Source organism: Streptomyces sp. NPDC048269 (assembly GCF_040652395.1).
Taxonomy (GTDB): domain Bacteria; phylum Actinomycetota; class Actinomycetes; order Streptomycetales; family Streptomycetaceae; genus Streptomyces.
Genome location: NZ_JBEZLW010000028.1, coordinates 1 through 21,349, shown reverse-complemented (window position 1 = coordinate 21,349; position 21,349 = coordinate 1). Strand labels below are relative to the sequence as shown.

The following is a 21,349-nucleotide window of genomic DNA, read 5'->3' as shown; positions in this document are numbered from 1 at the left end:
GGTCGGCGGACATCCGTAAAAGAATCGTTTCCGCGCACCGTGGCCCTCGTCCGCGGCTTCGTCCCCGCCCGGACCCGCCCCGGCACGGCGCGCGCCTCCGCCGCCTTCCTGCGCGCCCTGCGGGCCCGCCACGGCGACGCGCCCCTGCTCGTACGGGAGCGGTCCGGCAAGGCGATCCTCGTGCTCCTCGCCCCCGGGGACCTGGGCCGGTTCTACGCCGAACCCGTGAGCGTCCTCGCGGCGGACCCGCCGCAGACCGCCGGTCTCGGCTGCGCCCACGCCGAACCCGGCCCGGAGCAGCGGCAGACCGCCGTCGAGGTGCTGGCCGCCGACGTCCCCGTACACCCCTCGTGCGGGCCGTTCCTGGCGGCCGTCGCGGAAGAGGCCCGGCACCTGAGCGCCTCCGGCACCCTCGAACTCGCCCGCGCCCGGTACGCCGTGGGCCGCGCCGCCCGCCGGATCGTCCTCGGCGACGCGGCCGCCGCGGACGAGGAGCTCGCGGGCTGGCTCGGGCAGTCACGCACCAAGAGCAGGGCCCGCGCCGCCCGCCGCATCCAGGAGTACGCCCGCCACGCCGGCGCGCACACGCTCCTCGGCCGGGCCGTCCGACACGCCGGACCGGCCTGCGTGCCGGACCCCTCCGGCCAGGCCCACCAGTGGCTGCTGGCCCTGGACTCCCTCCCCGCCACGCTGCTGCGCACCCTGCTCCTGCTCGGCGCGCACCCGGCCGAGCAGGACACCGCCGCCGCCGAAGCGGCCGGGGGCGCGGCCCGGGGCGGCGAACTGCCCAGGCTGCGGGCCTGTGTACGGGAATCCCTGCGCCTGTACCCGGTGGTGCCCGACCTGATCCGGGTCACCCGGACCGAGACCGAGTGGCGGGGCGTGCGCTGCCCGGCCGGCACCTCCGTACTGCTGCCCGTGGCGTTCCACCAGCGTGACCCCGAACGGGTACCGGCCGCGCACGTGTTCGTGCCGGGCCGGTGGAAGAACCCGGGCGCGGACCAGGACACCCGCATGGCGCCCTTCGGCCACGGCGGCTCCCGGTGCCCGGGCGACCAGCTGGGCCTGCTGCTCACGGCCGCGTTCTGCGCCGAGGTGCTGCGGGACCACCGGGTCGGGGGCGGACGGCCGGCCCTGGACCCGGTGGGACCGCTGCCCGCGACGCTCGACCCGTACGGCATCCGGCTCACCTTCACCCGCCGCTGACGTCCCACCCGCTGACGTCCCACCCGCTGACGCTCCACCCGCTGACGCCCCACATCCCCCACACGAGAGGACGCCATGGCCGACGCCGCGACCTCCGCGTCCAGCGACGCGGACGTCGACCTGCTCGACGACCTGTGCCGCGAACTCGCCGCCTGCGCAGACGCGGTCGGCGAGGCAGCCCGCTACGCCTCCGGGCTCGCCCTCGGCGGCCGACTGCCGGCCGCCGCCCTCGCCCGTGGAGGCCACCGCCGGGTCGGCTGGCGCACCCTGCTGCGTACGCTCACCGACCCGTCGGGCCTCGGCTGGGCCCCGCGCGGCCGGGGCGTGGCGCGCGCCGGGCGGCTGGCGGGGATGCTGGCGGGCCGAGAGAGCCTCGCGATCAGCGTCGCCGTGTGCGGTCTCCGGGTCCGGATCCGCGCGGCGAGCGCGGCCCGTCCCGAACTCATGCGGGATCCGGGCGCGGCCGCGGTGCTCGGGGCCGTCGAGGAGGGCCGGCAGGCGGAGGCCGTCCGCCTGTTCCGCGGAATCATGCGCGACCGGGGCGCCGAGCACGCCTTCTCCCTGCTGGCCCCGGCCTTCGCCGACATCCTGGCCTGGAAGGCCCTGACCGACGCGAACCCGTTCAACGACCACGCCGGCTGGCAGGTCGCCACCGGCCGGGCCGTGCCGGCCGAACCGCTCCTCGGACTGGGCGCCGCCTTCTGGGCCTTCTGCGACCGCGGGTCCGGACTGCCCGCAGGGGACGCGGTGGAGGCACCGCAGCCCGTTCCACGCGGTCAACGACCGCCCGCGCTCCGGCCGTGGGCGCCGCACCCGCACGTCCGCCCGCACGCCCACCCGCACCGGGCCGCCAGTCTGGGCGGCCACGCCACGGCACTGCGCTCCCACGCGGTACGGCTGCGGGCGACGACGGCCGCACCGGCCTGGCGGGGGCCCCGGTCCGAAGCCCTGCGCGCCGAGGTGGCCACCCTCGCCGGGCGCTGCGCCACCGCGGCGACCGGGCTCTCCCTGGCGGCGGCGCAGCTCGGCGACGAGCGCTGACCTACCAGGCCGTTGACGCAGTGGGCCGGGCCGTCGGCCTTCGGGACCTTCGCCCACGGGAACTTCGGCCTGCGAAGCCGTCGGCCTACGGGACCGTCGGCCTGCAAGGCCGTCGCCTGCAGGACAGTCGGCCTACAGGACCAGGGACAGCAGCAGGACGAAGCCCAGCCCGACCACCGAGATGATGGTCTCCATCACCGACCAGGTCTTCAGGGTCTGGCCGACGGTCATCCCGAAGTACTCCTTGACGAGCCAGAATCCGGCGTCGTTGACGTGGCTGAAGAACAGCGAGCCCGCCCCGATGGCCAGGACCAGCAGCGCCGTTCCGGTTGTGGACGCGCCGGCGGCGAGCGGCGCCACCAGTCCGGCCGCCGAGATCGTCGCCACCGTCGCCGAGCCCGTGGCGAGGCGGATGGTGACGGCGATCAGCCAGGCCAGCAGCAGGGTGGGTACGGCCCAGTTCTCCGACAGCTCCAGGATCATCTGGCCGACACCCGCGTCGATGAGGGTCTGCTTGAAGCCGCCGCCGGCGCCGACGATCAGCAGGATGCCGGCGATCGGGGCCAGGGACTTCTCGACCGTCGCGGACAGGCGCTCCTTGGTGAAGCCCGCCGCCCGGCCGAGGGTGAACATGCCCACCAGTACCGCCGCGAGCAGCGCGATCAGGGGGGAGCCCGCCACGTCGGTGACGCGCTGCACCGGGTCGGCAGGGTCGCTGACAACGATGTCCACCCAGGCCTTGACCAGCATCAGCACCACCGGCAGCAGCACCGTGAAGACGGTGGCGCCGAACCGGGGACGGTGCTCGCGCTCCGCCGCGGGGCGCTGCACGATCATGTTCTCGGGCGCCGGGATGTCCACCCAACGCGCCGCATACCTGGAGAACAGCGGCCCGGCGATGATCACGGTCGGAACGGCGACGAGCACGCCGAGGGCGAGGGTGACGCCCAGGTTCGCGTGGAGCGCGTCGATGGCGACGAGCGGCCCGGGGTGCGGCGGGATCAACCCGTGCATCACGGACAGGCCGGCCAGCGCCGGGATGCCGATCCGCATCAGGGAGTAGTGGCCGCGCTCGGCCACCAGCAGGACCACCGGGATCAGCAGGACGATGCCGACCTCGAAGAAGAGCGGCAGCCCGATCACGGAGGCGATCAGCACCATGGCCCACGGCATCGCCCGGCCCTTGGCCCGGGCGAGGATCGTGTCGACGATCTCGTCCGCACCGCCCGAGTCCGCCAGCAGCCTGCCGAGGATGGCGCCGAGCGCGATGAGTACGCCCACACCGGCGACCGTGGCGCCGAGTCCGGCGGTGAAACTGGAGATCGTCTTGGCCATCGGCGCGCCCGCGAAGACCCCGAGGGCCAGCGAGCCGACCGTCAGCGCCAGGAAGGCGTGCAGCTTGAGGCGGGTGATGAGCAGGACGATGACGGCGATGCCCGCGAGGACGGCTATCCCCAGCTGGGTGTTCCCGGCCGAGGTGATCGGTCCGGTGCCGGCCGCTGCCAGGGTCTCGACGCTGAGACTGGTCACGGTGACGTTTCCTCAGTTCTCGGGTGTCTCGGGTGCGGGGAGCCGACGCAGGGCGGCCAGCGCCCGTTCGGTGATTTCTCCGGGGAGACCGGACACGTCGACGACGATGCCGGGCTCGTCCTCCTGGAGCGGTTCCAGCGTGGCGAACTGTGAGTCCAGCAGGGTGGCGGGCATGAAGTGGCCCGTGCGCTCCGCCATCCGCCCCTCGATCAGCGGGCGTTCACCGGTCAGGTGGACGAACACCGCCCCGGGGGCCGCGGCGCGCAACCGGTCGCGGTAGACGCGCTTGAGCGCCGAGGCCGAGACCACGCCGCCGCCGAGCCCGGCCCGGCCGCGGATCCACTCGCCGACGGCATCGAGCCACGGCCACCGGTCCGCGTCGTCCAGCGGGATACCGGCCGCCATCTTCGCGACGTTGGCCGCGGGGTGGTAGGCGTCGCCCTCCGCGTACGGAAGGGCCAGCGCCTCCGCGAGCAGCCGGCCCACGGTGGTCTTGCCCGTGCCGGCCACGCCCATCACCACAATGACGCGCTGGGTGCTCACGCCTACCTCGCTGTCCTCGTCGACATCGCTCTGTGCGGGCACCACTGAAGCGCATTAAGTACTACTTATTCAAGGGTCTGGCGGAAAACATCACATCTTTGGTTCGGTCAGGCGTCACCGTACGCTTACGACATGACCACCGACGGCAGTCCTGGACAGGGCCTCCACTCCCGCGTGCTGGACACCCTCGGGCTGGCGATCACGGCGGGGGAGTACCTGCCGGGCAGCGTGCTGCGCACGGACGAGATCGCCGAACGCTTCGACGCCTCCCGCACGGTGGTGCGCGAGGTAGTCCGCGTCCTGGAATCGATGCACCTGGTCGAGTCCCGTCGGCGGGTAGGCGTCACCGTGCGCCCCACCGACGAGTGGAACGTCTACGACCCGCGCGTCATCCGCTGGCGGCTGGCCGGCGCCGACCGCCCCCGTCAGCTGCGCTCCCTCACCGTGCTGAGGTCCGCGATCGAGCCGGTCGCGGCCGGGCTCGCGGCGGTCCGGGCCACCCCGGAGCAGTGCGCCGAGCTCACCGAGGCGGCCCTCGGCATGGTCAGCACCTCACGGGGCAACCAGCTCGACGGCTACCTGCGCCACGACATCGCCTTCCACCGCGTCGTACTGAACGCCTCCGGCAACGAGATGTTCGCCCGCCTCGGGGACGTGGTCGCCGAGGTGCTGACCGGTCGTACCGAGCACGCGGTGATGTTCCACGATCCCGACCCGGCGGCCGTCACCCTGCACGTCCAGGTGGCCGAGGCGGTACGGGAGGGTGACGCGGCCCGCGCCGAGGCGCTGACCCGGCAGATCGCGGTGGGCGCCCTGGAGGAGCTGGACGTACTCGCCCCGTGAGCGGTACGCGGCCGACGGTGCCGTCTCGTGCGGAGGCGGGCGTGCGGCCGGCGGTGCCCGCCTCGTGCGGAGGCGGGGCCGGTCGGCGGTGCCCGCCTCGTGCCTCAAAGGTCGGAGGCGGACACCGCGATGGTCCTCGACCGGTCAGGCGTCGAGTGCGGCGATCTCGAGCTCGCGCAGCCGATCCGGTTCCGCGATCACGTCGATCCCGGTGATCAGGCCGTCCTCGATCGTGAAGGACAGCACCAGGAACAGCCGTCCCAGCGGAGCCATCGCCAGACCGACGACGCCGTCGACCAGAGCCGGCTGCGTGGACCGCGCCCGCTGCATGGCCGCCATGGCGCCCCTGGCGACGGTGACGGCGCCGCTGATGAGGACGGGAACGGGGGTGGGTCCGACGGCCTTGTCGGCCCGCAGCACCACGTCGGGATCGAGCACCGCGACCAGCGCGTCGAAGTTCCCGCCCCGGGTCGCGGCGAGGAAGGCGTCCACGACGCGGCGCTGGCGGCTCAGATCGGCTTCGGATACCAGCGGGGCCCCCTTGACCCGGCGGCGGGCGCGGCTCGCGAGCTGCCGGGTCGCGGCGGGGGAGCGGTCGATCATCGGGGCGATCTCGTCGAACGGCACCGCGAACAGGTCGTGCAGCACGAACGCGAGCCGCTCGGCCGGCGTCAGCTTGTCGAGCACCACCAGCAGTGCCAGCCCGACCGAGTCGGCCAGCACGGTCTCCTGCTCGGGGTCCACCGTGTCCTCGCGGCTGACGACCGGGTCGGTGGCATACGTCTCCATGGAGTGCTCCCGCCGGGACTCGCGGGCGCGCAGCATGTTCAGGCAGACGCGCGCCACGACCGTGGTCAGCCAGCCGCCGAGGTTCTCGATGTCGCCGGTGTCCGAGCGGTTGAGGCGCAGCCACGCTTCCTGGACGGCGTCATCGGCCTCGCTGAGCGAGCCGAGCATCCGGTAGGACACCGCTCTCAGATGAGAGCGGTGCTCCTCGAAGCGTTCCGTCAGCCATGAACTGCCGTCCACCTGTCACGTCCCTTCCTCACAGCGGGTCCTCAACATAGATCATCGGGAAATCGCCATGGTGAGCGGGGAGTTGGGGCGGTGGACCAGGGGCTCCACGCCGGTCCCGGCCCGGAAGGGGGCTGCTGGATAATGGGCGGTGCACAGCTGAAGCACTGGAGACGCCGGTTACGCACCGCGGTCCGGCAGGAGAAGGAGCCCCCGATGGACGCGCAGCACTTCGAGCGGATCACCGCTTTCATCGAGGCGCGGCTCACCCCGCTGTTCGACGCGGAGACGGGCAGCGAGTACGGCTTCGGGATGGACGACACCTCCCGCGCGCTGCGCGCGCTGCGCAACGCCGTCCTGGAGGCCTCCGCCGTCAAGGGCCTCATCGAGAAGCGGGAGTCGGCCGAGCCGGCCACGCGCCGCGTCATCGACCAGTCGGTGGAGCACAACTGGGACGTCCTGCGGGGCATCGCCCGGCAGTGGGAGGACCACGCCGACTTCCGCCACGAGTTCAAGCACCACGCGTGGGAGCTCGACCACCACCACGCGGCCGCCGCCACGACCACTGTGGAGAGCTGAGCGGCGCGAAGCCAGGACCCCGCGCCCGCCGGCCGATCCGGGCTCCGGGGCGGTGGCGCACAGGCCGCGCGCGACGCACCGTCGCAGCTGCCGCCCGCACGGCCGGGCGGCGGCCGACCGGCCGGTCGGCGGCCGCCTCGCAGTGGGGTCCGCCCGCTCCGCCGACCCGTCACCAGCCCTTAGGCGGCGGCCTTGCGGGGCGTGGTCTGCTGGACCGCCCAGCCGTTGCCGTCCGGGTCGGAGAAGTAGACGAAGGAGCCCCAGGGGAAGTCCTGGATCTCCGTCACCTCGACGCCCCGGCCGCGCAGGTCCTCGTACGCCTCCTCGATGTCGGTGACGACGACCTGCATGTTGTCCAGCGACCCCGGGGTCATCCGGGTCAGTCCCTTGCCGATCGCGATCGAACAGGCCGAACCCGGCGGGGTCAGCTGGACGAAGCGGACGTCCTCGCTGACGGTGACGTCATGGTCGGCGCTGAAGCCGAGCTTCTCGTAGAAGGCCTTGGCCCGGTCGACATCGGTGACGGGGACGGCGACGAGTTCCAGCTTGATGTCCATCACAGCATCATGCTCCCGACGCCGGTGCCGCGCCGCCCGACGCCACGTCGGCGGGCGTGTCCGCCGCCGCGAACTGGGTGCGGTAGAGCTCCTCGTACCGGCCGCCCGTCGCCAGCAGCTCGGTGTGCGTGCCGCGTTCCACGATCCGGCCGTCCTCGACCACCAGGATCAGATCCGCCGCCTGTACGGTCGACAGCCGGTGCGCGATCACCACCGCGGTCCGTCCCGCCAGGGCCTCGCCCAGCGCCTCCTGCACCGCGGCCTCCGAGGTGGAGTCCAGGTGCGCGGTGGCCTCGTCGAGGATCACCACCCGCTGCCGGGCCAGCAGCAGCCGGGCGATGGTCAGCCGCTGCCGCTCCCCGCCCGACAGGCGGTAGCCGCGCTCCCCGACGACCGTGTCCAGTCCGTCCGGCAGCGAGGCGACGAGGCCGTCGAGCCGGGACCGGCGCAGGGCCTCCCAGATCTCCTCCTCGGAGGCTTCCGGCCGGGCCAGCAGCAGGTTGGCGCGCACCGACTCGTGGAAGAGGTGCCCGTCCTGGGTGACCATGCCGAGCGTCTCGCGGATCGAATCGGCCGTGAGGTCCCGTACGTCGACCCCGCCGATCCGGACGGCGCCCGCGTCGGCGTCGTACAGCCGCGGCAGCAGCTGCGCGATGGTCGACTTGCCGGCGCCGGACGACCCGACCAGCGCGATCATCCGGCCGGGTTCCGCACGGAAGGACACCTCGTGCAGCACCTGCGTACCGCCCCGGGCGTCGAGGGTGGCGACCTCCTCCAGGGACGCGAGCGAGACCTTGTCGGGGGAGGGGTAGCCGAAGGAGACCCGGTCGAACTCGACGGCCACCGGCCCTTCCGGCACCCGGCGGGCGTCCGGCTTCTGCGTGATGAGCGGCTTCAGATCGAGGATCTCGAAGACCCGCTCGAAGCTCACCAGCGCGCTCATCACCTCGACGCGGGCGCCGGCGAGCGCGGTCAGCGGGGCGTAGAGCCGGGTCAGGAGCAGAGCGAGGGCGACGACGGAACCGGCGTCCAGGGTCCCGCGCAGGGCGTAGTACCCGCCGAGCCCGTAGACCAGGGCGAGGGCCAGCGCCGAGACGAGGGTGAGGGCGGTGATGAAGGCCGACTGGGCCATCGCCGTACGGATTCCGATGTCCCGCACCCGGGCCGCCCGGGCTGCGAACTCCGCGGACTCGTCGGCAGGCCGTCCGAACAGCTTGACCAGGGTCGCGCCGGGAGCGGAGAACCGCTCGGTCATCTGGGTGCCCATCGCGGCGTTCAGGGCCGAGGCCTCCCGCTGCATGGCCGCCATCCGCGCTCCCATCCGGCGGGCCGGCAGCACGAACACCGGCAGCAGCACCAGCGCCAGCAGGGTGATCTGCCAGGAGATGCTCAGCATCACGGCGAGGGTCAGGAGCAGGGTCACGGTGTTGGCGGCCACACCGGACAGGGTGTTGCTGAACGCCCGCTGGGCGCCGATCACATCGTTGTTGAGCCGGCTGACCAGGGCGCCGGTCCGGGTGCGGGTGAAGAAGGCGACCGGCATCCGCTGCACATGGTCGAAGACCGCCGTCCGCAGATCGAGGATCAGCCCCTCGCCCAGGGTGGCCGACAGTCGGCGGGTCAGCAGTCCCAGGCCCGCCTCGGCGACCGCGATCAGCGCGATGAGGAGGGCGAGGCGGGTGACCGTGCCGCTGTCCCGGCCGCCCACGATGGCGTCGACGATACGGCTGGCGAGCACGGGGGTGGCCACCGCGAGCAGCGCGGTGACCACGCTGAGCAGCAGGAAGAGGGCGAGCCCGCGGCGGTGCGGGCGGGCGAAGGCGGCGACCCGGCGCAGGCTCGCCCGGGAGATCGGGCGGCGGTCCTGCTGCGCGTTGATCGCGCTGTGCAGCGATGTCCAAGCGGTGACTTCCATGTCCATGGCCGGAACACTAGGACCTCAACCAAGGTCGAGGTCAACATTCGCGGTCTGAGCGCGCTCTCGCGGGTCGCCAACTCCCTTCCGTACGAGGGATTTCCGCGTCCCCCGTCCGCTGTCGGTGCCCGGTGGCATCATCGGTCCATGACGCAGGGATCCGAGTCCGTACGCTTCGGCAGGAGCATCGCCGACACCGTCCTGCACCGCTTCGAGCGGTGGGCGCGGGACACCCCGGGCGCCCGTGCCGTCCTGGCCGGCGCCGACAGTCTCACGTACGGACAACTCGAGGCCCAGGCGAACCAGTTGGCGCACCACCTGCTCGACGCCGGACTGCCCGCCGGCGGCCTCGTGGCGATCGGGACGGACCGCCGGGCCGAACTCCTCGTCGCCCTCCTCGCCGTCCTCAAGGCCGGTGGGACCTACACCGTCCTCGACGTCGACGTGCCGCGCACCGGGCAGCAACAGCTCGCCGCCGCTCCGCCCTTCGCGCTGCTCACGCACACGGCTCAGCAGGCCCGCCTCGACGACGGCCGCGGCCTGCGCGTGATCCGCCTCGGGGCGGAAGCGCCGGAGATCGCCGCCAGGCCCACCTCTCCCCCGGACCGCACGACGGGAGAACGGACCGCGGCAGTCCTCTTCACCGGGGGAACGGTCCCGCGCCCGGTGCCCGTCAGCCATGCCCGGCTGCTCGCCGCCCACGACAGCTGGGCGGAGGTGGTCCGGCCGACCCCGGAGGACCGCCACCTGATCACCGCCGGACCGGCCCTCACCGCCTTCGCGGCGGGCTGGACCCGGGCGTTGTGTTCGGGCGGGGCCCTCGTCCTGCCCGAGCGCGCGCCGTGGAAGCCCGACGCGATCCGTCGGGCGATCGACTCCGACCGCGTCAGTGTCGTGTACACCGACCCGGTGGGGGCGGCCCGGCTGTTCCCGCCGGGCCCGCGGGCCACTGCACCGGGCGTCGTGCCCAAGGCCCGGGCGGGAGCGGGCACCCGCACCGGCACCGGCAAGGTGGCGGCCCCTGAGCTGCGAGCTCTGCGGCTGGTCGCCGTCAGCGGCGGCCGGCTCTACCTCGACGAGCAGGCCGCCCTGCAGAGCCGCCTGCGGACGGGCGTGCGCCTGCTGAACGTCTACGGCACCACCGAGACCGCGGGCACCGGCGCCTGGTTCGAACTGGCGCAGCTTCCCGGCCCGGTCGACGACCCGGAGCCGCTGTCCCTCCTCGGTACCCCCTTCCCCGGCTGCCGCGTGGACCTGCGGGAGGGGCAGGTGTACCTCACCCCGGCGGACGGCGGCGACGCCATCCCCACCGGCGACCTCGCCGGGATGCGCGGCAGTGGCCTGCTGGCGTTCGGCGGACGGCTCCGGGACCGGATCACCCTCCACGGCCGCACCTTCGACCCGCACCGGCTGGAATCCGTGATCCGCGGCCACGAGGGCGTCGGGGCGGCGATCGTCGCCGCGGTACCGGGATTCGGGGGAGAGACGCGCCTGGTCGCCTACCTCGCCCCGCCCGAGGACCCCGGCCGGCTCCGGGGCGCCGGGCTCCCGGACATCGACGAACTGCGCGAACACCTCCTGGACAGGCTGCCGGCCGAGGCGCGGCCCCGCGCCGTGGTGCGGCTGCGCACCGTACCCCGCACCAGGGGCGGCCAGGAGGACCGCGCGGGTCTGCCGCAACCGCCGCAACCGGTCCGCGGGAACGCCACCGGACGAGCGGCCAAGGGCGGCGGCAAGTACGGGGCCGCGCGCGCCGCGGGCCGCGTGGACGAAGCGGTCTCCGCCGGGCTCGGCATCGGCTGCGGGGCGCTGGTGCTGGGCGGCGCAGCCTGGCTGCTCACCCTTCTCCTCTGGCCCGGATCGACCGACCTCACCGGGGTGCCGGACCCGTGGGCGTTCCTGTTCAGCATCCTGTACCTGTTCGAGTGCGTGGCCTTCGGCCTCGGGGTGATGTTCCTCTTCACGGGGCGCTCCCGGATGCGGGCCCACGGCCGGAGCCCGGGCCTGACCAAAGCGGCCCACCTGGCCGTGGTGTACCTGCTGGTGGCCTGGTGGCCGCAGGACAACATGTACCGGCTGGCGGCCAAACAGGACTGGCCTCGCCAGGCCGGACTCGTCTACGCCTTCAACATCCCGCTGATGATCGCGGCCGCCGTAGTGGCCTTCTACGTCGCCCGCAGGCCGGTCTCCGCAGTCGACGCCGATGACTGATCCGGAGCCGGACCCGGGTCCGGATCCGGGTCCGGTGGGGCGCCGAACCCGGACCCGACCGCCAGGGCCCGGGCCCGGACGAGTGCCTCGGCCGCGTCCAGCACCTCCCGGCTGCGGGCGGCCACCAGCACGCCGAGCCAGGGCTGCGGATCGAAGGCGCCCGTCGGGATCGCGGGGACGAACACCGCCCCGAGCTCCGCGCAGTCCCGGGCCAGGGCGGCGCACAGTTCGTCCAGCTGCGCCTCGGGCAGCCGGGCGCCCAGCTCCACCCGGTCGGCGATCCGTACGAGGTGACCCGCGCCGCGCAGCGCGTCGAGCCGGGCCGCCACCATGAAGGCGATCGACGGCCCGGTCAGCCGCAGGTTCGTCTCGGTCGGCGCGAGCCGCCCCGCCCCGTCGGTGACGAAGTCCACGTCGAACCAGCCCCGGTAGCCGGACGCCGCCAACTCCCGTCCCACCGCCTCCCCGAAGGCCAGCAGCGGCTTCTCCGCCCACCCGGGCACCGCCCCGGGGCCCACCGTCGCCCCCCGGTAGCAGCCGTCCCGCACGTCCATGAGCGCCGCGCCGGCCTCGTGCAACCGGCCCTCGGCGTCCACGAACCCGTCGTACGTGAGGTCACGCGGGTTGTCGTCCTGCGCCGGGTCGCGGCCGTCCGCGGGGGTGCCGATGAACTCCTCCACCAGCAGCGGCCCGCGCGGCAGCCGCCGCAGGACGGCCCCGGCCCCGCCCCCGGCCCGCACCTCGCCAGGCCTGAGCACGGTGGTGCCCGAACCCCCGACACCGTGCTCCGATTTCAGAACAGTGCTCTCGCCCGCCTTGGCCCGGGCCGCGACGAGGCGGACCGCCGCCCACCGGGAGCCCGCCCGCCACTGGGCGGGCAACACGATTCCGGGATGTCCGCCGCCCGCCAGGACCCGGGCGAACAGCTCGTGCGCCGCGGACTTCGACTCGTACCGCAGTTCCCCCTCCCGCCACGGCCGGTCCGCCAGCAGCCCGAACGGCCGGGTCCGCCCCCACGGTACGAGGGGCAGCCCTGACCCGGTCAGCAGCGCGGCCAGCGCCGGCCGGGACCGTACGGCATCCGACAGTTCCGGCCCCCGCTCCACCAGACCGTCGTACACCTCCACCCCCGACCAGCCCAGCTGGCGGCAGACCAGCTCGGTCCAGCCCCGGGGCACCGGCCGGGGCAGCACCAGCGCCGCCGGGTCCGGGCTGTAGAACGCGGCCAGGCAGGCGTAGTCGTGCGCGGCCCGCTGCTCCCGGTCCAGGGAGGCATCGGCGAACTGCGCGTTGAACTCCGCGACGTTGCCCACGTGCACGGCCCGCCCGCCCCCGGTCCACGCCCGGGCCCACCCGGCGAGCGGGACGGGAGCCACCTCGAACCGCACCAGCGCGTGGGGGCCGCCCGGCGGGCCCGCCGCCGCCTCCGCCCCCATCGCCCGGTAGAACCCGGCCGCGTGCGGGTCCGCGTCGATCACCAGCCGGCGCACCCCCAGCTCCACGGCCCGGCGCAGCGCATCCAGGTACAGCAGCCGCCCCACACCCCGGCCGATGGCCGACGGTTCCACGAACAGCAGCCCCAGCGAGGCGAGCGGGGCGGAACCGTCCAGGGAGGCGAGTCCGAGCACCGTCCCCCGCCCGTCCTCGGCCACCACGATCCGGCGGGCCGTCACGTCGCCGGGCCGGATCCGCAGTTCCTCCGCGAAGGAGGCCAGGAACTCCGGCCCGTACCCCCAGTACGCCTTGGACCGCATCACCAGCCCCGTCAACGCGTCCGCCTCGGCCGGCCGCGCGGCTCTGACCTCTGCCATTTCCTGGCCTCCCCCATGGTCTGCGCCAAGGCCGTGAGATAGATTCGGCCTCCCCACGGCCCATCCTTTCCCACCCACGCGGAGACAGGCTTCTCAATGAGCGACATCATCAACGGTCTTGGCCGCACCAGCGTCTTCGGCGCCCTCGGCCTGGTGCTGCTCATCCTCGGCATCGTCCTCGTGGACGTGCTGACGCCCGGGAAGCTTCCGAAGCAGATCTGGGAGGAGCGCAACCGCAATGCCGCCCTCCTGCTCAGCTCCGCGCTGCTCGGCATCGGCGGCATCGTCTTCACCTCGATCTGGACCACCTACGACGACTTCGGCAAGGGCCTGCTGTCCACCGCGGCCTTCGGGGTACTCGGCCTGGTCCTGATGGCGGTGGCCTTCCTGGTGCTCGACCTGGTGACCCCGGGCAAGCTCGGCGCGATCGTCGTGGACCCGGAGCCCCACCCCGCGGTCTGGGTCACCGCCTCCTGCAACCTCGCCGTGGCCGCGATCGTGGCGGCCTCGATCGCCTGACGCCCGGACAGGGCCTCGCGGCCGTACGCGACGAGAGCGCCGCTCCCACGGGGGAGCGGCGCTCTCGGCGTACTCCTTTGCTCCCGTCGCACTCCGTTCCGCTGCTACGCCAGGCCCAGCGCGAACACCGCGAACCCCGCCGCCAGCAGCCCCGCCACGGTCCGGCGCACCGCCGTGGCCCCGCGGCCCTCCACCGGGGGACCCTCGAACCGCCGCGCGTACCGGGCGATGCCCACCAGCAGCGCCGCGAACACCGGCATCCACGCCAGCCGCGCCGCGATCCAGCCCAGACTGTCCGGCGCCGTCGTCAGCCCCGCCAGCTCACCGACGAACGAGCCCGGAACGGCCGCGGCCAGCATGGCCGACTGGTGCCAGCACAGGATCGTCATCGCACACAGGTTGATCACGACCACCGGCGCCCACAGGGCCGGCCGGGCCAGCAGCCGCGCCAGCCGGTCGCGCAGCAGGAGCGCGGCGCCCGACTGGGCCGCCGCCAGGGCCAGTACGAGCAGCGACGGCGGGTGGGAGTTGGTCCGCGCCGCACCCGGCACCCCCACCATCGACGCCGGATAGTGGAAGACCACCAGCAGTGCCGCGAACAGCACCGTTCCGCCGGCCAGCAGCAGCCAGGCCCCGCGCCGGCCGATCCGCCCCTCGCCCCAGCTCACGCCCAGCTGGTACGCGAACAACCACCCCGGCAGGATGTTGAGCAGGGACAGCCACGACGGCACCGAGTCGGCGAGCGGTCCGTAGCGCAGGACGTCCACCACGGCGACCGACCCGATCAGCGGAGCCGCCGCCCAGCCGCCGAGGCGGCGCGCCGCCTTCACGCAGTACGGGGTCAGCGCGGTGACCACCACGTACACCCCGACGAACCACAGCGGCTGGATCACCAGCTTCGCCCCGGTCCGCAGCGTCGCCTCCGGCACCCCGGCCGCGTACAGCACCGGCGCGGCCAGCGCCCACACCGCCGTCACCCCGAGCACGGGCCGCCCCAGCCGCACGACGCGGCCCTTCAGCCACGCCCCCACCGACCCCTTGCGGCGCCGGAAGGAGAGCACCGAGGCGTAACCGCCGACAAGGAAGAAGATGCCGAGCATCTGGAGCACCCAGCTCGCCGGGGCCAGCCCGCCGAAGGCCGACAGCGGGCTGGCGTTGTGCAGGCCGCCGTCGGAGTCGAGGGTGAACCCGCCGAGCAGCCAGTGCCCGGTCGGCACGGCCAGCAGGGCCAGGGCGCGCAGCCCGTCGACCGCGCGGTCGCGGTGGGCGGGGGTCTGCCGCTCGATCCGCTCGGCGGTCCTCTTGAGCGTCGTGAGCGTGCGCGGCGTCGTCATCGGAGCTCTCCGTTCGCGATCGCGGCGAACGCCGCCAGGGACTGCGTGCCGGGCGCGAAGTAGCCGGTGTGGCCCCGCACGTCGGCGGCGGGCACCCGGCGGGCGCCGAATTCCGCGGAGGTGGGGTCGGCGCCATGGCCGATCCCGGCGAACTCGACGTTCGGCACGTCGGCGATCCAGTCGGAGGGCCCCCGGGCCGCCCACACCCGGGCACCGGTGCGCAGCCCGGCAGCGGTGCCGGCGCGCATGCCGGGGGAGCCGAAGGCCACGACGTCGACGGCGTCCGTGTGCCGGGCCGCCAGCCCGCAGACCACCGAGCCGTAGCTGTGGCAGAAGAGCACCGGATCGGGCGCCCCGACCGCGTCGAGCCCCGCGGTGAACCGGGCCAGCCGGACCGCCCCGGCCTCGGCCAGCCGGCCGTCGGCCGCGTCCAGGCCGACCCCGACAGGGGTGGTGTAACCGGTCCAGGCGATCACCGCGGTGGAGTGGCCGGCCGAGGCACGCAGCGCCCGGGCCATCCCGGCCGGACCGGTGGCGGGCTTGCGCTTGGCGTCGTGGTTCGTGGCGTCGTTGTCCGAGCCCGGCACGATCACGGAGACGTGCGCCGCGCGTTCCAGGTCCCCGAACACTTCGGCGACCTGGCCCCGGCCGCGCGGGTCGAAGGCCAGGATCTGCCGGTCCGGCGCGCCGAGCGGGGCGTAGCGGGCCTCACCCGTGGCGGCGATGGCGATCCGGTTGGCCCCGTACCGCAGACGGAGCGGCGCGCCGTCCAGGTTGCCCACGACCAGCGGGTGGGAGCGTACGAGTTCCTGCCGCGCGGCCTCGTCCAGCCCGGCGAAGAACCGGGCCACCTCGCGCGGTGTCGCGCTCACCGGATCGGGCAGCGCCCGGCCGGACGCCGCGTCGGCCAGCCAGGCGGCGGTGCCCGGCGGCGGCCCGGTGACCGCCCGCTGGCTGTCACCGGAGGCCCATCCCGCGGTCCCCCCGACGACGGCCAGGGCCAGCGCGGCGGTGACCATCGTCCTTCCGAAGCGGCGCATGCCCCTTCTCCTCTCCTCGTGACGAGGAGGAAGGTAAGAAGGAGGTACCCGCGGCGACGTCGGACCGGGGAGCCAATCCGGATGTCATACCCCGGTAGGGGGTGGAGGAGAAGAGGTCAGCCGGCGTCGCCGGGACGCACCAGCCCCGCCTCGTACGCGAAGATCACCGCCTGGGCCCGGTCCCGCAGGTCGAGCTTGCCCAGCACCCGCCCGATGTGCGTCTTGACCGTCTGCTCCGCCAGCACCAGATGGCCGGCGATCTCCTGGTTCGACAGCCCGCGCGCGATCAGCTCCAGTACCTCGGTCTCACGCGGGGTGAGTCCGTTCAGCCGCAGCGCCGGGTCCTTGCGCGGCGCCGGCCGCTGCTGGACGAAGTCCGCGATCAGCCGACGGGTCACCGAGGGCGCCAGCAGCGCCTCGCCCGACGCGACGACCCGTACCGCCGCGATCAGATCGGCCGGCGGGGCGTCCTTCAGCAGGAATCCCGAGGCGCCCGCGCGCAGCGCCTCGTACACGTAGTCGTCGATGTCGAACGTGGTCAGCATCAGCACCTTCGGCCGGTGCACCACGCCGGGCGGCGGGTCGAGGATCTCCCGGGCCGCCGTGAGCCCGTCCATCTCCGGCATCCGCACGTCCATCAGCACCACGTCGGGGTGCGTGGTGCGGGCCACCTGCACCCCCCGGCGGCCGTCGGGAGCCTCGCCCACCACATCGATGTCGGCCTGCGCCGACAGCAGTGCGGCGAATCCCGCCCGCACCATGGCCTGGTCGTCCACGATGATCACGCGGATGGTCAACTGCCCTCCTCGTTCATGGGGGTCGTCCCGCTCGGCGCGTTCAGGGGCAGGCGGGCGGCGACCCGGAACCCGCCGTCGGGCAGCGGACCGGTGTCCAGCGTCCCGCCGGTCAACCGTACGCGCTCGCGCATCCCCACCAGACCGTGCCCCGTGCCCGAACCCTCCAGCGCCACCACGGCGTTCCGGGCCGGACCGTTGACCACGAGCACGAGGACCTCGCCCTCGTCCACGGTCACCGACACCCGGGTCCGCGCCCCGGGCGCGTGCCGCACCACATTGGCGAGCGCCTCCTGCACGATCCGGTACGCCGAGAGGTCCACGGCCGGCGGCGCCGCCCCGGCCGCTCCGGCCGCCAAGGACAACTCCACCGGCTGTCCGGCCCGTACGGTCGCCTCCACCAGCTGCTGGAGCCGGTCGATCCCCGGCTGCGGGGCCCGCTCGCCGTCCGCGCCGCCGCCGGCCCCGTCCCCGCGCAGGACGGTCAGCAGCCGCCGCATCTCGCCCAGCGACTCGCGCGCACTGGCCGCGATCGCGGCGAACTCCTCCCGCACCGGCTCCGCCATGCCCGGCAGCCGGTACGGCGCGGAGTCGGCCTGGACCGTGATGACCGACATGTGGTGGGCCACCACATCGTGCAACTCGCGGGCGATCCGGGCCCGTTCCTCCAGCAGCGTCCGCCGGGCCCGCTCCGCCTCGCTGATGCTCTCCTGCTCGGCGATGCGCTGCTGGGCGTCGCCCAGCCCGCGCAGCGCGCCCGTCAGCGCCAGCATCACCCCGCCGAGCACGAAGAGCAGCGCCGCGGTGTTCATGGTGTCCGCCGGCTGGAAGAAGCCCAGCACGGCCCCGACCCCGCCGGTCACCAGCCACACCCCGACCAGGGTCCGGATGGATTCGCGCAGCCCCAGGCAGGCCATCAGCACCAGGTACCCGACGATGGCCATCGGCGTCCACGGCCAGGCGTGCGCGGCCACCTTGTCGGCGTGGATCAGCAGCACCCCGCCGATCGTGTCCGCGACCAGGACCACGCCCCACGCGTGCAGCGGCCGGGTCACGGCGAGCAGCAGCGGCACGGTCTGCGCCACCCCCAGCGCGCCCGCCCAGCCGCCGCCCAGCGCGTAGTCGTTGCTCAGCACCGCGATCGTCACCGGCAACAGGGTCACCACGAAGACGCCGACGACCGCGAACGGCAGGATCCGCTGCCAGGCCTTGGGCGCCTGCGCGAACAGGGGCTGCCCCGCCCGGGCGGGCGTGCGCATCACCACGGCGAGCTGCGCCAGCGCCCCGGGCACCCGGGCACCGGCGGGTGGCTTGGCGGGTGCGGGTGCGCGTTCGCGGGTCCGGCGGATACGGAGGAGTTCGCCGGTCCGGCCGAGCAGTCGGGTGCGGGCTCTGTCGCTCATGATCGGTCCAGCCTATGCGCCGCTGGGCCCGGACACGGGCCGGATGTAGGCTGCTGCCCGGTCGATCTCGGGGAGCCGGTACACATGGGTGGGGCAGCCGCGCTGGAGAAGCTCGTGCCGGTGGTCCTGGCCTTCGGCGGCGGGGTTCTGCTCGCCCGCCGCAAGATCGTCCCGGCCGAGGCGTCGAAGGCCTTCTCCGACTACGCCTTCCTCTTCGCCGTGCCCTGCTACCTCTTCGGCAACATCTACGCCGGCGATCTCGCGGCCCTCTTCGACTGGCAGGCGATCGGCGGCTACGCCGGTGCGGCGGCCCTCGCCGTGACCCTCGTCGCGGTGGCGGCCGTGGCCCACGGGATACGGGAGCCCCGCGCCGTCGCGCTGCGCGTGATGGCCGGGGTCCAGGTGAACACCGCCTATTTCGCGGTCCCCGTCTTCATCACCGTGTTCGGGACCGCGGCCCCGATCTTCCCGATCCTGCTCTTCCAGGTGTGCGTCCTGTCCCTGGTCGTCATCTCCCTGATGGAACTGGGCAGGGCCGGCCCCGACGCGGGCGGCCCGGGCCGGCGCCTGGCCCGCGCGGTCGGCGCCTCGCTCGCCACGCCGCTGGTCCTCGCCTGCAACGCGGGCATCGTGCTCAACCTGCTGTCGGTGCACATCCCGGCCGTGGTCCTGGACGGAGCCGCCTTCGTCGGGGACAGCGCCTCCCCGGTGGCCCTGTTCGCCCTCGGCCTCCACCTCGGCGGGGTCGGCCTGGACCTGCGGGGCACCACGCGTGAGGAGCTGGCCCTCATCGGTTTCAAGTGCCTGGCCTTCCCGCTGCTGACGTGGGTGGTGTGCGGGGCGGTGTTCGGGGTCCGGGGCGAGTGGCTCGCCTACCTCGTCCTGATCGCCGCGATGCCGACCCCGCAGAACCTGTTCATCTTCGCCCAGCGCTACGACGTGGGCGTCGCGCTCTCCGCATCCGTCGTGATCAAGAGTTCGGTCGTTTCCCTCCTGCTGCTCCCGGTGTGGCTGCAGACTGTTGCCTCGTGAACGCATCGACGACATCGACGGGCGCCGTCACGTTCGGCCTGCTGGCCGCGTGGGCCGTGCACGACCTAGAGGAAATGGCCACCGTGCCGCGCTGGTCCCGTACCCGGGTCCCGGCCTTGCGCGATCGCCACCCCCGGATACCCGACCGTGTGTGGCGGAGCCTCGGAGCCGTGGACGGCCGCGAGTTCGCCACCGCCGTCGGCGTCATGGCGGTCATCGTCGCGGCCGCCTCCGCCGACGGGTACCGCACCGGCGGGCGATCGGCCTTCTACCAGGCCTCCCTGAACGGCTTCGGCCTGCACGGGCTCGTCCACCTCGCGCAGGCCGCCGCCACCCGCGGCTACACGCCCGGGGTGGTCACCTCACCGCTGCTCGTCGTCCCGTTCACCCTGTGGGCGCGCGGCAGGCTGCGCCGCGGCGGGGTCCTGCGGCCCACGCGGGCGCGGGACGTGGCCGGCGGTCTGGCGCTCGCCGGCGCGGCCACCGCCGTCTCGCATGCCGTGGCCCGGCGGATCCGCCGGAGCGGGTCCCGGGCCCCGTCGCCGCAGCGGGGCCGGGCGGGACTCTGACGGCAGGGTCCGGGAAACCGCGGGAGGTTTCCGCTCGTACCCCCCGGCGGGATCGGCTCGTTCACCCGGTATGGAACTGCCGACCATCGCGGCGCCGGGTGTCGGGGAACGGGCCGACGCCGTGGCCGATGCCGCCTGCCACCTCTACGACGCCGTCGCCCCCTGGGGGACCGGTGTGCCCGGCGGGTGGAGCCGGACCGCCGCGGAGGACGCCGCCGAGGCGATCGAGACCACCGCTCACGCCCTCGCGTACCTCGACCCGGGCGCCGAGGTCGTGCTCGCGCCCGTCCACGCCGCCCTCGCCGAACTGCGCCGCAAACTAGGCCTCACGCCCGCCGACCCGCTGACCGCCGCCGGGCTCCCGGCGACCCCGCGCACGGTCGGCAACCCGCGCCGGACCCGATGGGTCCGGGTGCTCACCCCGCCTTCGCCCCGGCAACCGCCTTCTCGTACAACTTCCTGATGTCCGTGCCGAAGTAGGAGCTGTAGGAGGTGTCGGCGGTGTCCCCGCCCGTCTTCCAGCCGCCGATGACCCCGACCACGTCACCGGTCCCGGTCCGCATGTCGAAACGGGTCAGGAAGGGGCCGCCGCTGGTCCCGCCGGGATAGCCCGTGCAGTCGATCCGCAGGAACGATCCGGGGATCCGGGCGTCGGCGCTGGTGAACTTCGTCGTCCGGTTGATGCACAGGCGAGGGCGGGCGGCGGAGGCCGGGTACCCGATCAGCGTGACCCCGGCGTGTGCGTAACCGGAGCCGGTGACCAGGCGGTTCCCGCCGACCACGTCCTGCACGGGGAACCCGTGGGCGTCCGGCCCCACCTGCGCGAAGGCCACGTCGAGGGTGGCCGCGCGGTCGGGGCCCTGGGACCGGTAGCGCGGGTCGATCCAGATCTTGGAGCGCCCGGCCGCGTCCCGCAGGACCGGGAACATCCCGTACGGCTGCGGGTTCGCGCGCGTGTACAGCGGTACGAAAGCCACCTGCTGGGTGTCGGAGCCGAGCAGGCAGTGCGCCGCGCTGAGCACCAGGTTACGCCCGGGGGAGGCGACCACGCTCGCGGTGCAGAAGTAGGCCCCGCCGCCCTTGACCGCGAACATCCGGCCGACGACCGGGACACCGCCGAAGTCCTGGCCGACGCCGGGACCGACGGCCGCGGGGCGCGCGGGCACCGGCCGCACGATCGGGGTGGGGACCGGGACCGGGACCGGGGCCGGGGTCGGAGTGGGGGTGGGTGTCGGTCTCGGCGCGGGACTCGGGACCGCCACCGGGGCCGACGGGGCCTCGGCGGGGACCCCGGCCGGGGTCCCGGACGGCACGGTGGACGGTGCCGCGGACGGGGCCTGCTGCTCCCCCGGCCCCGGCGGCGGGGTCGCCGCCGGGGCCGGGGGAGCTGTCCGTCAGCCTGAGCCAC

20 protein-coding genes and 1 pseudogene are annotated in these 21,349 nt (G+C 74.2%); 10 read left to right on the top strand and 11 right to left on the bottom strand.

All coding sequences use genetic code 11. From position 1 onward, the window contains the following. Positions 1-39 precede the first annotated feature (39 nt). Positions 40-1,206, top strand: a complete 1,167-nt coding sequence (locus AB0D48_RS25625; protein WP_362401355.1) for a cytochrome P450 — start codon at positions 40-42, stop codon at positions 1,204-1,206. A gap of 75 nt (positions 1,207-1,281) precedes the next feature. After that, positions 1,282-2,247, top strand: a complete 966-nt coding sequence (locus AB0D48_RS25620; protein ID WP_362401352.1) for a hypothetical protein — start codon at positions 1,282-1,284, stop codon at positions 2,245-2,247. Between the two features lie 132 nt (positions 2,248-2,379). Here AB0D48_RS25620 and AB0D48_RS25615 read toward each other — a convergent pair whose 3' ends face one another. Further along, positions 2,380-3,777: a gluconate:H+ symporter gene (locus tag AB0D48_RS25615; protein WP_362401349.1), complete on the bottom strand. Its 1,398-nt coding sequence runs from the start codon at positions 3,775-3,777 to the stop codon at positions 2,380-2,382. Positions 3,778-3,789: 12 nt separating this feature from the next. Further along, the gene (locus AB0D48_RS25610) at positions 3,790-4,320 is read right to left on the bottom strand and encodes a gluconokinase (protein ID WP_362401532.1); all 531 of its coding nucleotides are present in this window, start codon (positions 4,318-4,320) and stop codon (positions 3,790-3,792) included. 132 nt (positions 4,321-4,452) lie between these two features. Between AB0D48_RS25610 and AB0D48_RS25605 the strand changes: the two genes are divergently transcribed. Beyond that, positions 4,453-5,163 carry an FCD domain-containing protein gene (locus tag AB0D48_RS25605; RefSeq protein WP_362401346.1) on the top strand — a complete coding sequence of 237 codons (711 nt, stop codon included), beginning with the start codon at positions 4,453-4,455 and terminating at the stop codon, positions 5,161-5,163. A gap of 144 nt (positions 5,164-5,307) precedes the next feature. Here the strand turns inward: AB0D48_RS25605 and AB0D48_RS25600 are convergent, their stop codons facing one another. After that, positions 5,308-6,192, bottom strand: a complete 885-nt coding sequence (locus tag AB0D48_RS25600) for a sigma-70 family RNA polymerase sigma factor (protein ID WP_362401343.1) — start codon at positions 6,190-6,192, stop codon at positions 5,308-5,310. Positions 6,193-6,393: 201 nt separating this feature from the next. Here AB0D48_RS25600 and AB0D48_RS25595 point away from each other — a divergent pair, with 201 nt between their 5' ends. Beyond that, positions 6,394-6,756, top strand: a complete 363-nt coding sequence (locus AB0D48_RS25595) for a hypothetical protein (protein WP_362401341.1) — start codon at positions 6,394-6,396, stop codon at positions 6,754-6,756. Positions 6,757-6,935: 179 nt separating this feature from the next. Here the strand turns inward: AB0D48_RS25595 and AB0D48_RS25590 are convergent, their stop codons facing one another. Then, positions 6,936-7,313 carry a VOC family protein gene (locus AB0D48_RS25590; RefSeq protein ID WP_362401338.1) on the bottom strand — a complete coding sequence of 126 codons (378 nt, stop codon included), beginning with the start codon at positions 7,311-7,313 and terminating at the stop codon, positions 6,936-6,938. Between the two features lie 7 nt (positions 7,314-7,320). Beyond that, a complete protein-coding gene (locus AB0D48_RS25585) occupies positions 7,321-9,234 on the bottom strand; it encodes an ABC transporter ATP-binding protein (protein WP_362401336.1) in 1,914 nt (637 codons plus the stop codon). Between the two features lie 141 nt (positions 9,235-9,375). Between AB0D48_RS25585 and AB0D48_RS25580 the strand changes: the two genes are divergently transcribed. Beyond that, on the top strand, positions 9,376-11,439 hold the full coding sequence (locus AB0D48_RS25580; RefSeq protein ID WP_362401333.1) for an AMP-binding protein: 2,064 nt from the start codon (positions 9,376-9,378) through the stop codon (positions 11,437-11,439). Here AB0D48_RS25580 and AB0D48_RS25575 read toward each other — a convergent pair. Beyond that, positions 11,394-13,250, bottom strand: coding sequence for a GNAT family N-acetyltransferase (locus tag AB0D48_RS25575; protein WP_362401330.1), 1,857 nt, complete (start codon positions 13,248-13,250; stop codon positions 11,394-11,396). The genes AB0D48_RS25580 and AB0D48_RS25575 overlap by 46 nt on opposite strands. Before the next feature lie 96 nt (positions 13,251-13,346). Here AB0D48_RS25575 and AB0D48_RS25570 point away from each other — a divergent pair, with 96 nt between their 5' ends. Continuing rightward, positions 13,347-13,769, top strand: a complete 423-nt coding sequence (locus AB0D48_RS25570; protein ID WP_362401328.1) for a DUF350 domain-containing protein — start codon at positions 13,347-13,349, stop codon at positions 13,767-13,769. Positions 13,770-13,873: 104 nt separating this feature from the next. Here AB0D48_RS25570 and AB0D48_RS25565 read toward each other — a convergent pair whose 3' ends face one another. From AB0D48_RS25565 to AB0D48_RS25550, 4 genes are all read right to left on the bottom strand, one after another. Next, entirely contained in the window at positions 13,874-15,103 is a 1,230-nt protein-coding gene (locus AB0D48_RS25565; RefSeq protein ID WP_362401325.1) for an acyltransferase, read from the bottom strand. Next, a complete protein-coding gene (locus AB0D48_RS25560) occupies positions 15,100-16,143 on the bottom strand; it encodes an alpha/beta hydrolase (RefSeq protein WP_362401322.1) in 1,044 nt (347 codons plus the stop codon). The genes AB0D48_RS25565 and AB0D48_RS25560 overlap by 4 nt, the downstream gene beginning before the upstream one ends. A gap of 116 nt (positions 16,144-16,259) precedes the next feature. After that, a complete protein-coding gene (locus tag AB0D48_RS25555; RefSeq protein WP_362401319.1) occupies positions 16,260-16,940 on the bottom strand; it encodes a response regulator transcription factor in 681 nt (226 codons plus the stop codon). Continuing rightward, complete coding sequence (locus tag AB0D48_RS25550) at positions 16,937-18,196, bottom strand: histidine kinase (RefSeq protein ID WP_362401530.1); 1,260 nt, start codon at positions 18,194-18,196, stop codon at positions 16,937-16,939. Before AB0D48_RS25550 ends, AB0D48_RS25555 begins: the two co-directional genes overlap by 4 nt. A 228-nt stretch (positions 18,197-18,424) precedes the next feature. Here AB0D48_RS25550 and AB0D48_RS25545 point away from each other — a divergent pair, with 228 nt between their 5' ends. The 3 genes from AB0D48_RS25545 (at position 18,425) to AB0D48_RS25535 (ending at position 20,404) form a co-directional block, all read left to right on the top strand. After that, positions 18,425-19,372: an AEC family transporter gene (locus tag AB0D48_RS25545; protein ID WP_362401316.1), complete on the top strand. Its 948-nt coding sequence runs from the start codon at positions 18,425-18,427 to the stop codon at positions 19,370-19,372. Beyond that, positions 19,369-19,941 (top strand): HXXEE domain-containing protein, encoded by a 573-nt coding sequence (locus tag AB0D48_RS25540; protein ID WP_362401313.1) that lies wholly within the window; start codon positions 19,369-19,371, stop codon positions 19,939-19,941. Before AB0D48_RS25545 ends, AB0D48_RS25540 begins: the two co-directional genes overlap by 4 nt. 70 nt (positions 19,942-20,011) lie before the next feature. Then, positions 20,012-20,404: a hypothetical protein gene (locus AB0D48_RS25535; protein WP_362401310.1), complete on the top strand. Its 393-nt coding sequence runs from the start codon at positions 20,012-20,014 to the stop codon at positions 20,402-20,404. On the opposite strand, the gene AB0D48_RS25530 is transcribed toward AB0D48_RS25535, so the two are convergent. Then, on the bottom strand, positions 20,358-21,107 hold the full coding sequence (locus tag AB0D48_RS25530; protein ID WP_362401307.1) for a trypsin-like peptidase domain-containing protein: 750 nt from the start codon (positions 21,105-21,107) through the stop codon (positions 20,358-20,360). The genes AB0D48_RS25535 and AB0D48_RS25530 overlap by 47 nt on opposite strands. 58 nt (positions 21,108-21,165) lie before the next feature. Here AB0D48_RS25530 and AB0D48_RS25525 point away from each other — a divergent pair. Then, positions 21,166-21,349 (top strand): annotated as a pseudogene (locus AB0D48_RS25525) (hypothetical protein); the annotation flags it as partial.

Bases quoted from the DNA above. Each gene is read 5' to 3' on its own strand.
- AB0D48_RS25550 (WP_362401530.1), bottom strand. From the start codon at position 18,196: ATGCGCACGCCCGCCCGGGCGGGGCAGCCCCTGTTCGCGCAGGCGCCC.
- AB0D48_RS25595 (WP_362401341.1), top strand. From the start codon at position 6,394: ATGGACGCGCAGCACTTCGAGCGGATCACCGCTTTCATCGAGGCGCGG.
- AB0D48_RS25535 (WP_362401310.1), top strand. From the start codon at position 20,012: ATGGAACTGCCGACCATCGCGGCGCCGGGTGTCGGGGAACGGGCCGAC.
- AB0D48_RS25560 (WP_362401322.1), bottom strand. From the start codon at position 16,143: ATGCGCCGCTTCGGAAGGACGATGGTCACCGCCGCGCTGGCCCTGGCC.
- AB0D48_RS25580 (WP_362401333.1), top strand. From the start codon at position 9,376: ATGACGCAGGGATCCGAGTCCGTACGCTTCGGCAGGAGCATCGCCGAC.
- AB0D48_RS25545 (WP_362401316.1), top strand. From the start codon at position 18,425: ATGGGTGGGGCAGCCGCGCTGGAGAAGCTCGTGCCGGTGGTCCTGGCC.
- AB0D48_RS25590 (WP_362401338.1), bottom strand. From the start codon at position 7,313: ATGGACATCAAGCTGGAACTCGTCGCCGTCCCCGTCACCGATGTCGAC.
- AB0D48_RS25605 (WP_362401346.1), top strand. From the start codon at position 4,453: ATGACCACCGACGGCAGTCCTGGACAGGGCCTCCACTCCCGCGTGCTG.
- AB0D48_RS25575 (WP_362401330.1), bottom strand. From the start codon at position 13,250: ATGGCAGAGGTCAGAGCCGCGCGGCCGGCCGAGGCGGACGCGTTGACG.
- AB0D48_RS25570 (WP_362401328.1), top strand. From the start codon at position 13,347: ATGAGCGACATCATCAACGGTCTTGGCCGCACCAGCGTCTTCGGCGCC.
- AB0D48_RS25565 (WP_362401325.1), bottom strand. From the start codon at position 15,103: ATGACGACGCCGCGCACGCTCACGACGCTCAAGAGGACCGCCGAGCGG.
- AB0D48_RS25620 (WP_362401352.1), top strand. From the start codon at position 1,282: ATGGCCGACGCCGCGACCTCCGCGTCCAGCGACGCGGACGTCGACCTG.
- AB0D48_RS25585 (WP_362401336.1), bottom strand. From the start codon at position 9,234: ATGGACATGGAAGTCACCGCTTGGACATCGCTGCACAGCGCGATCAAC.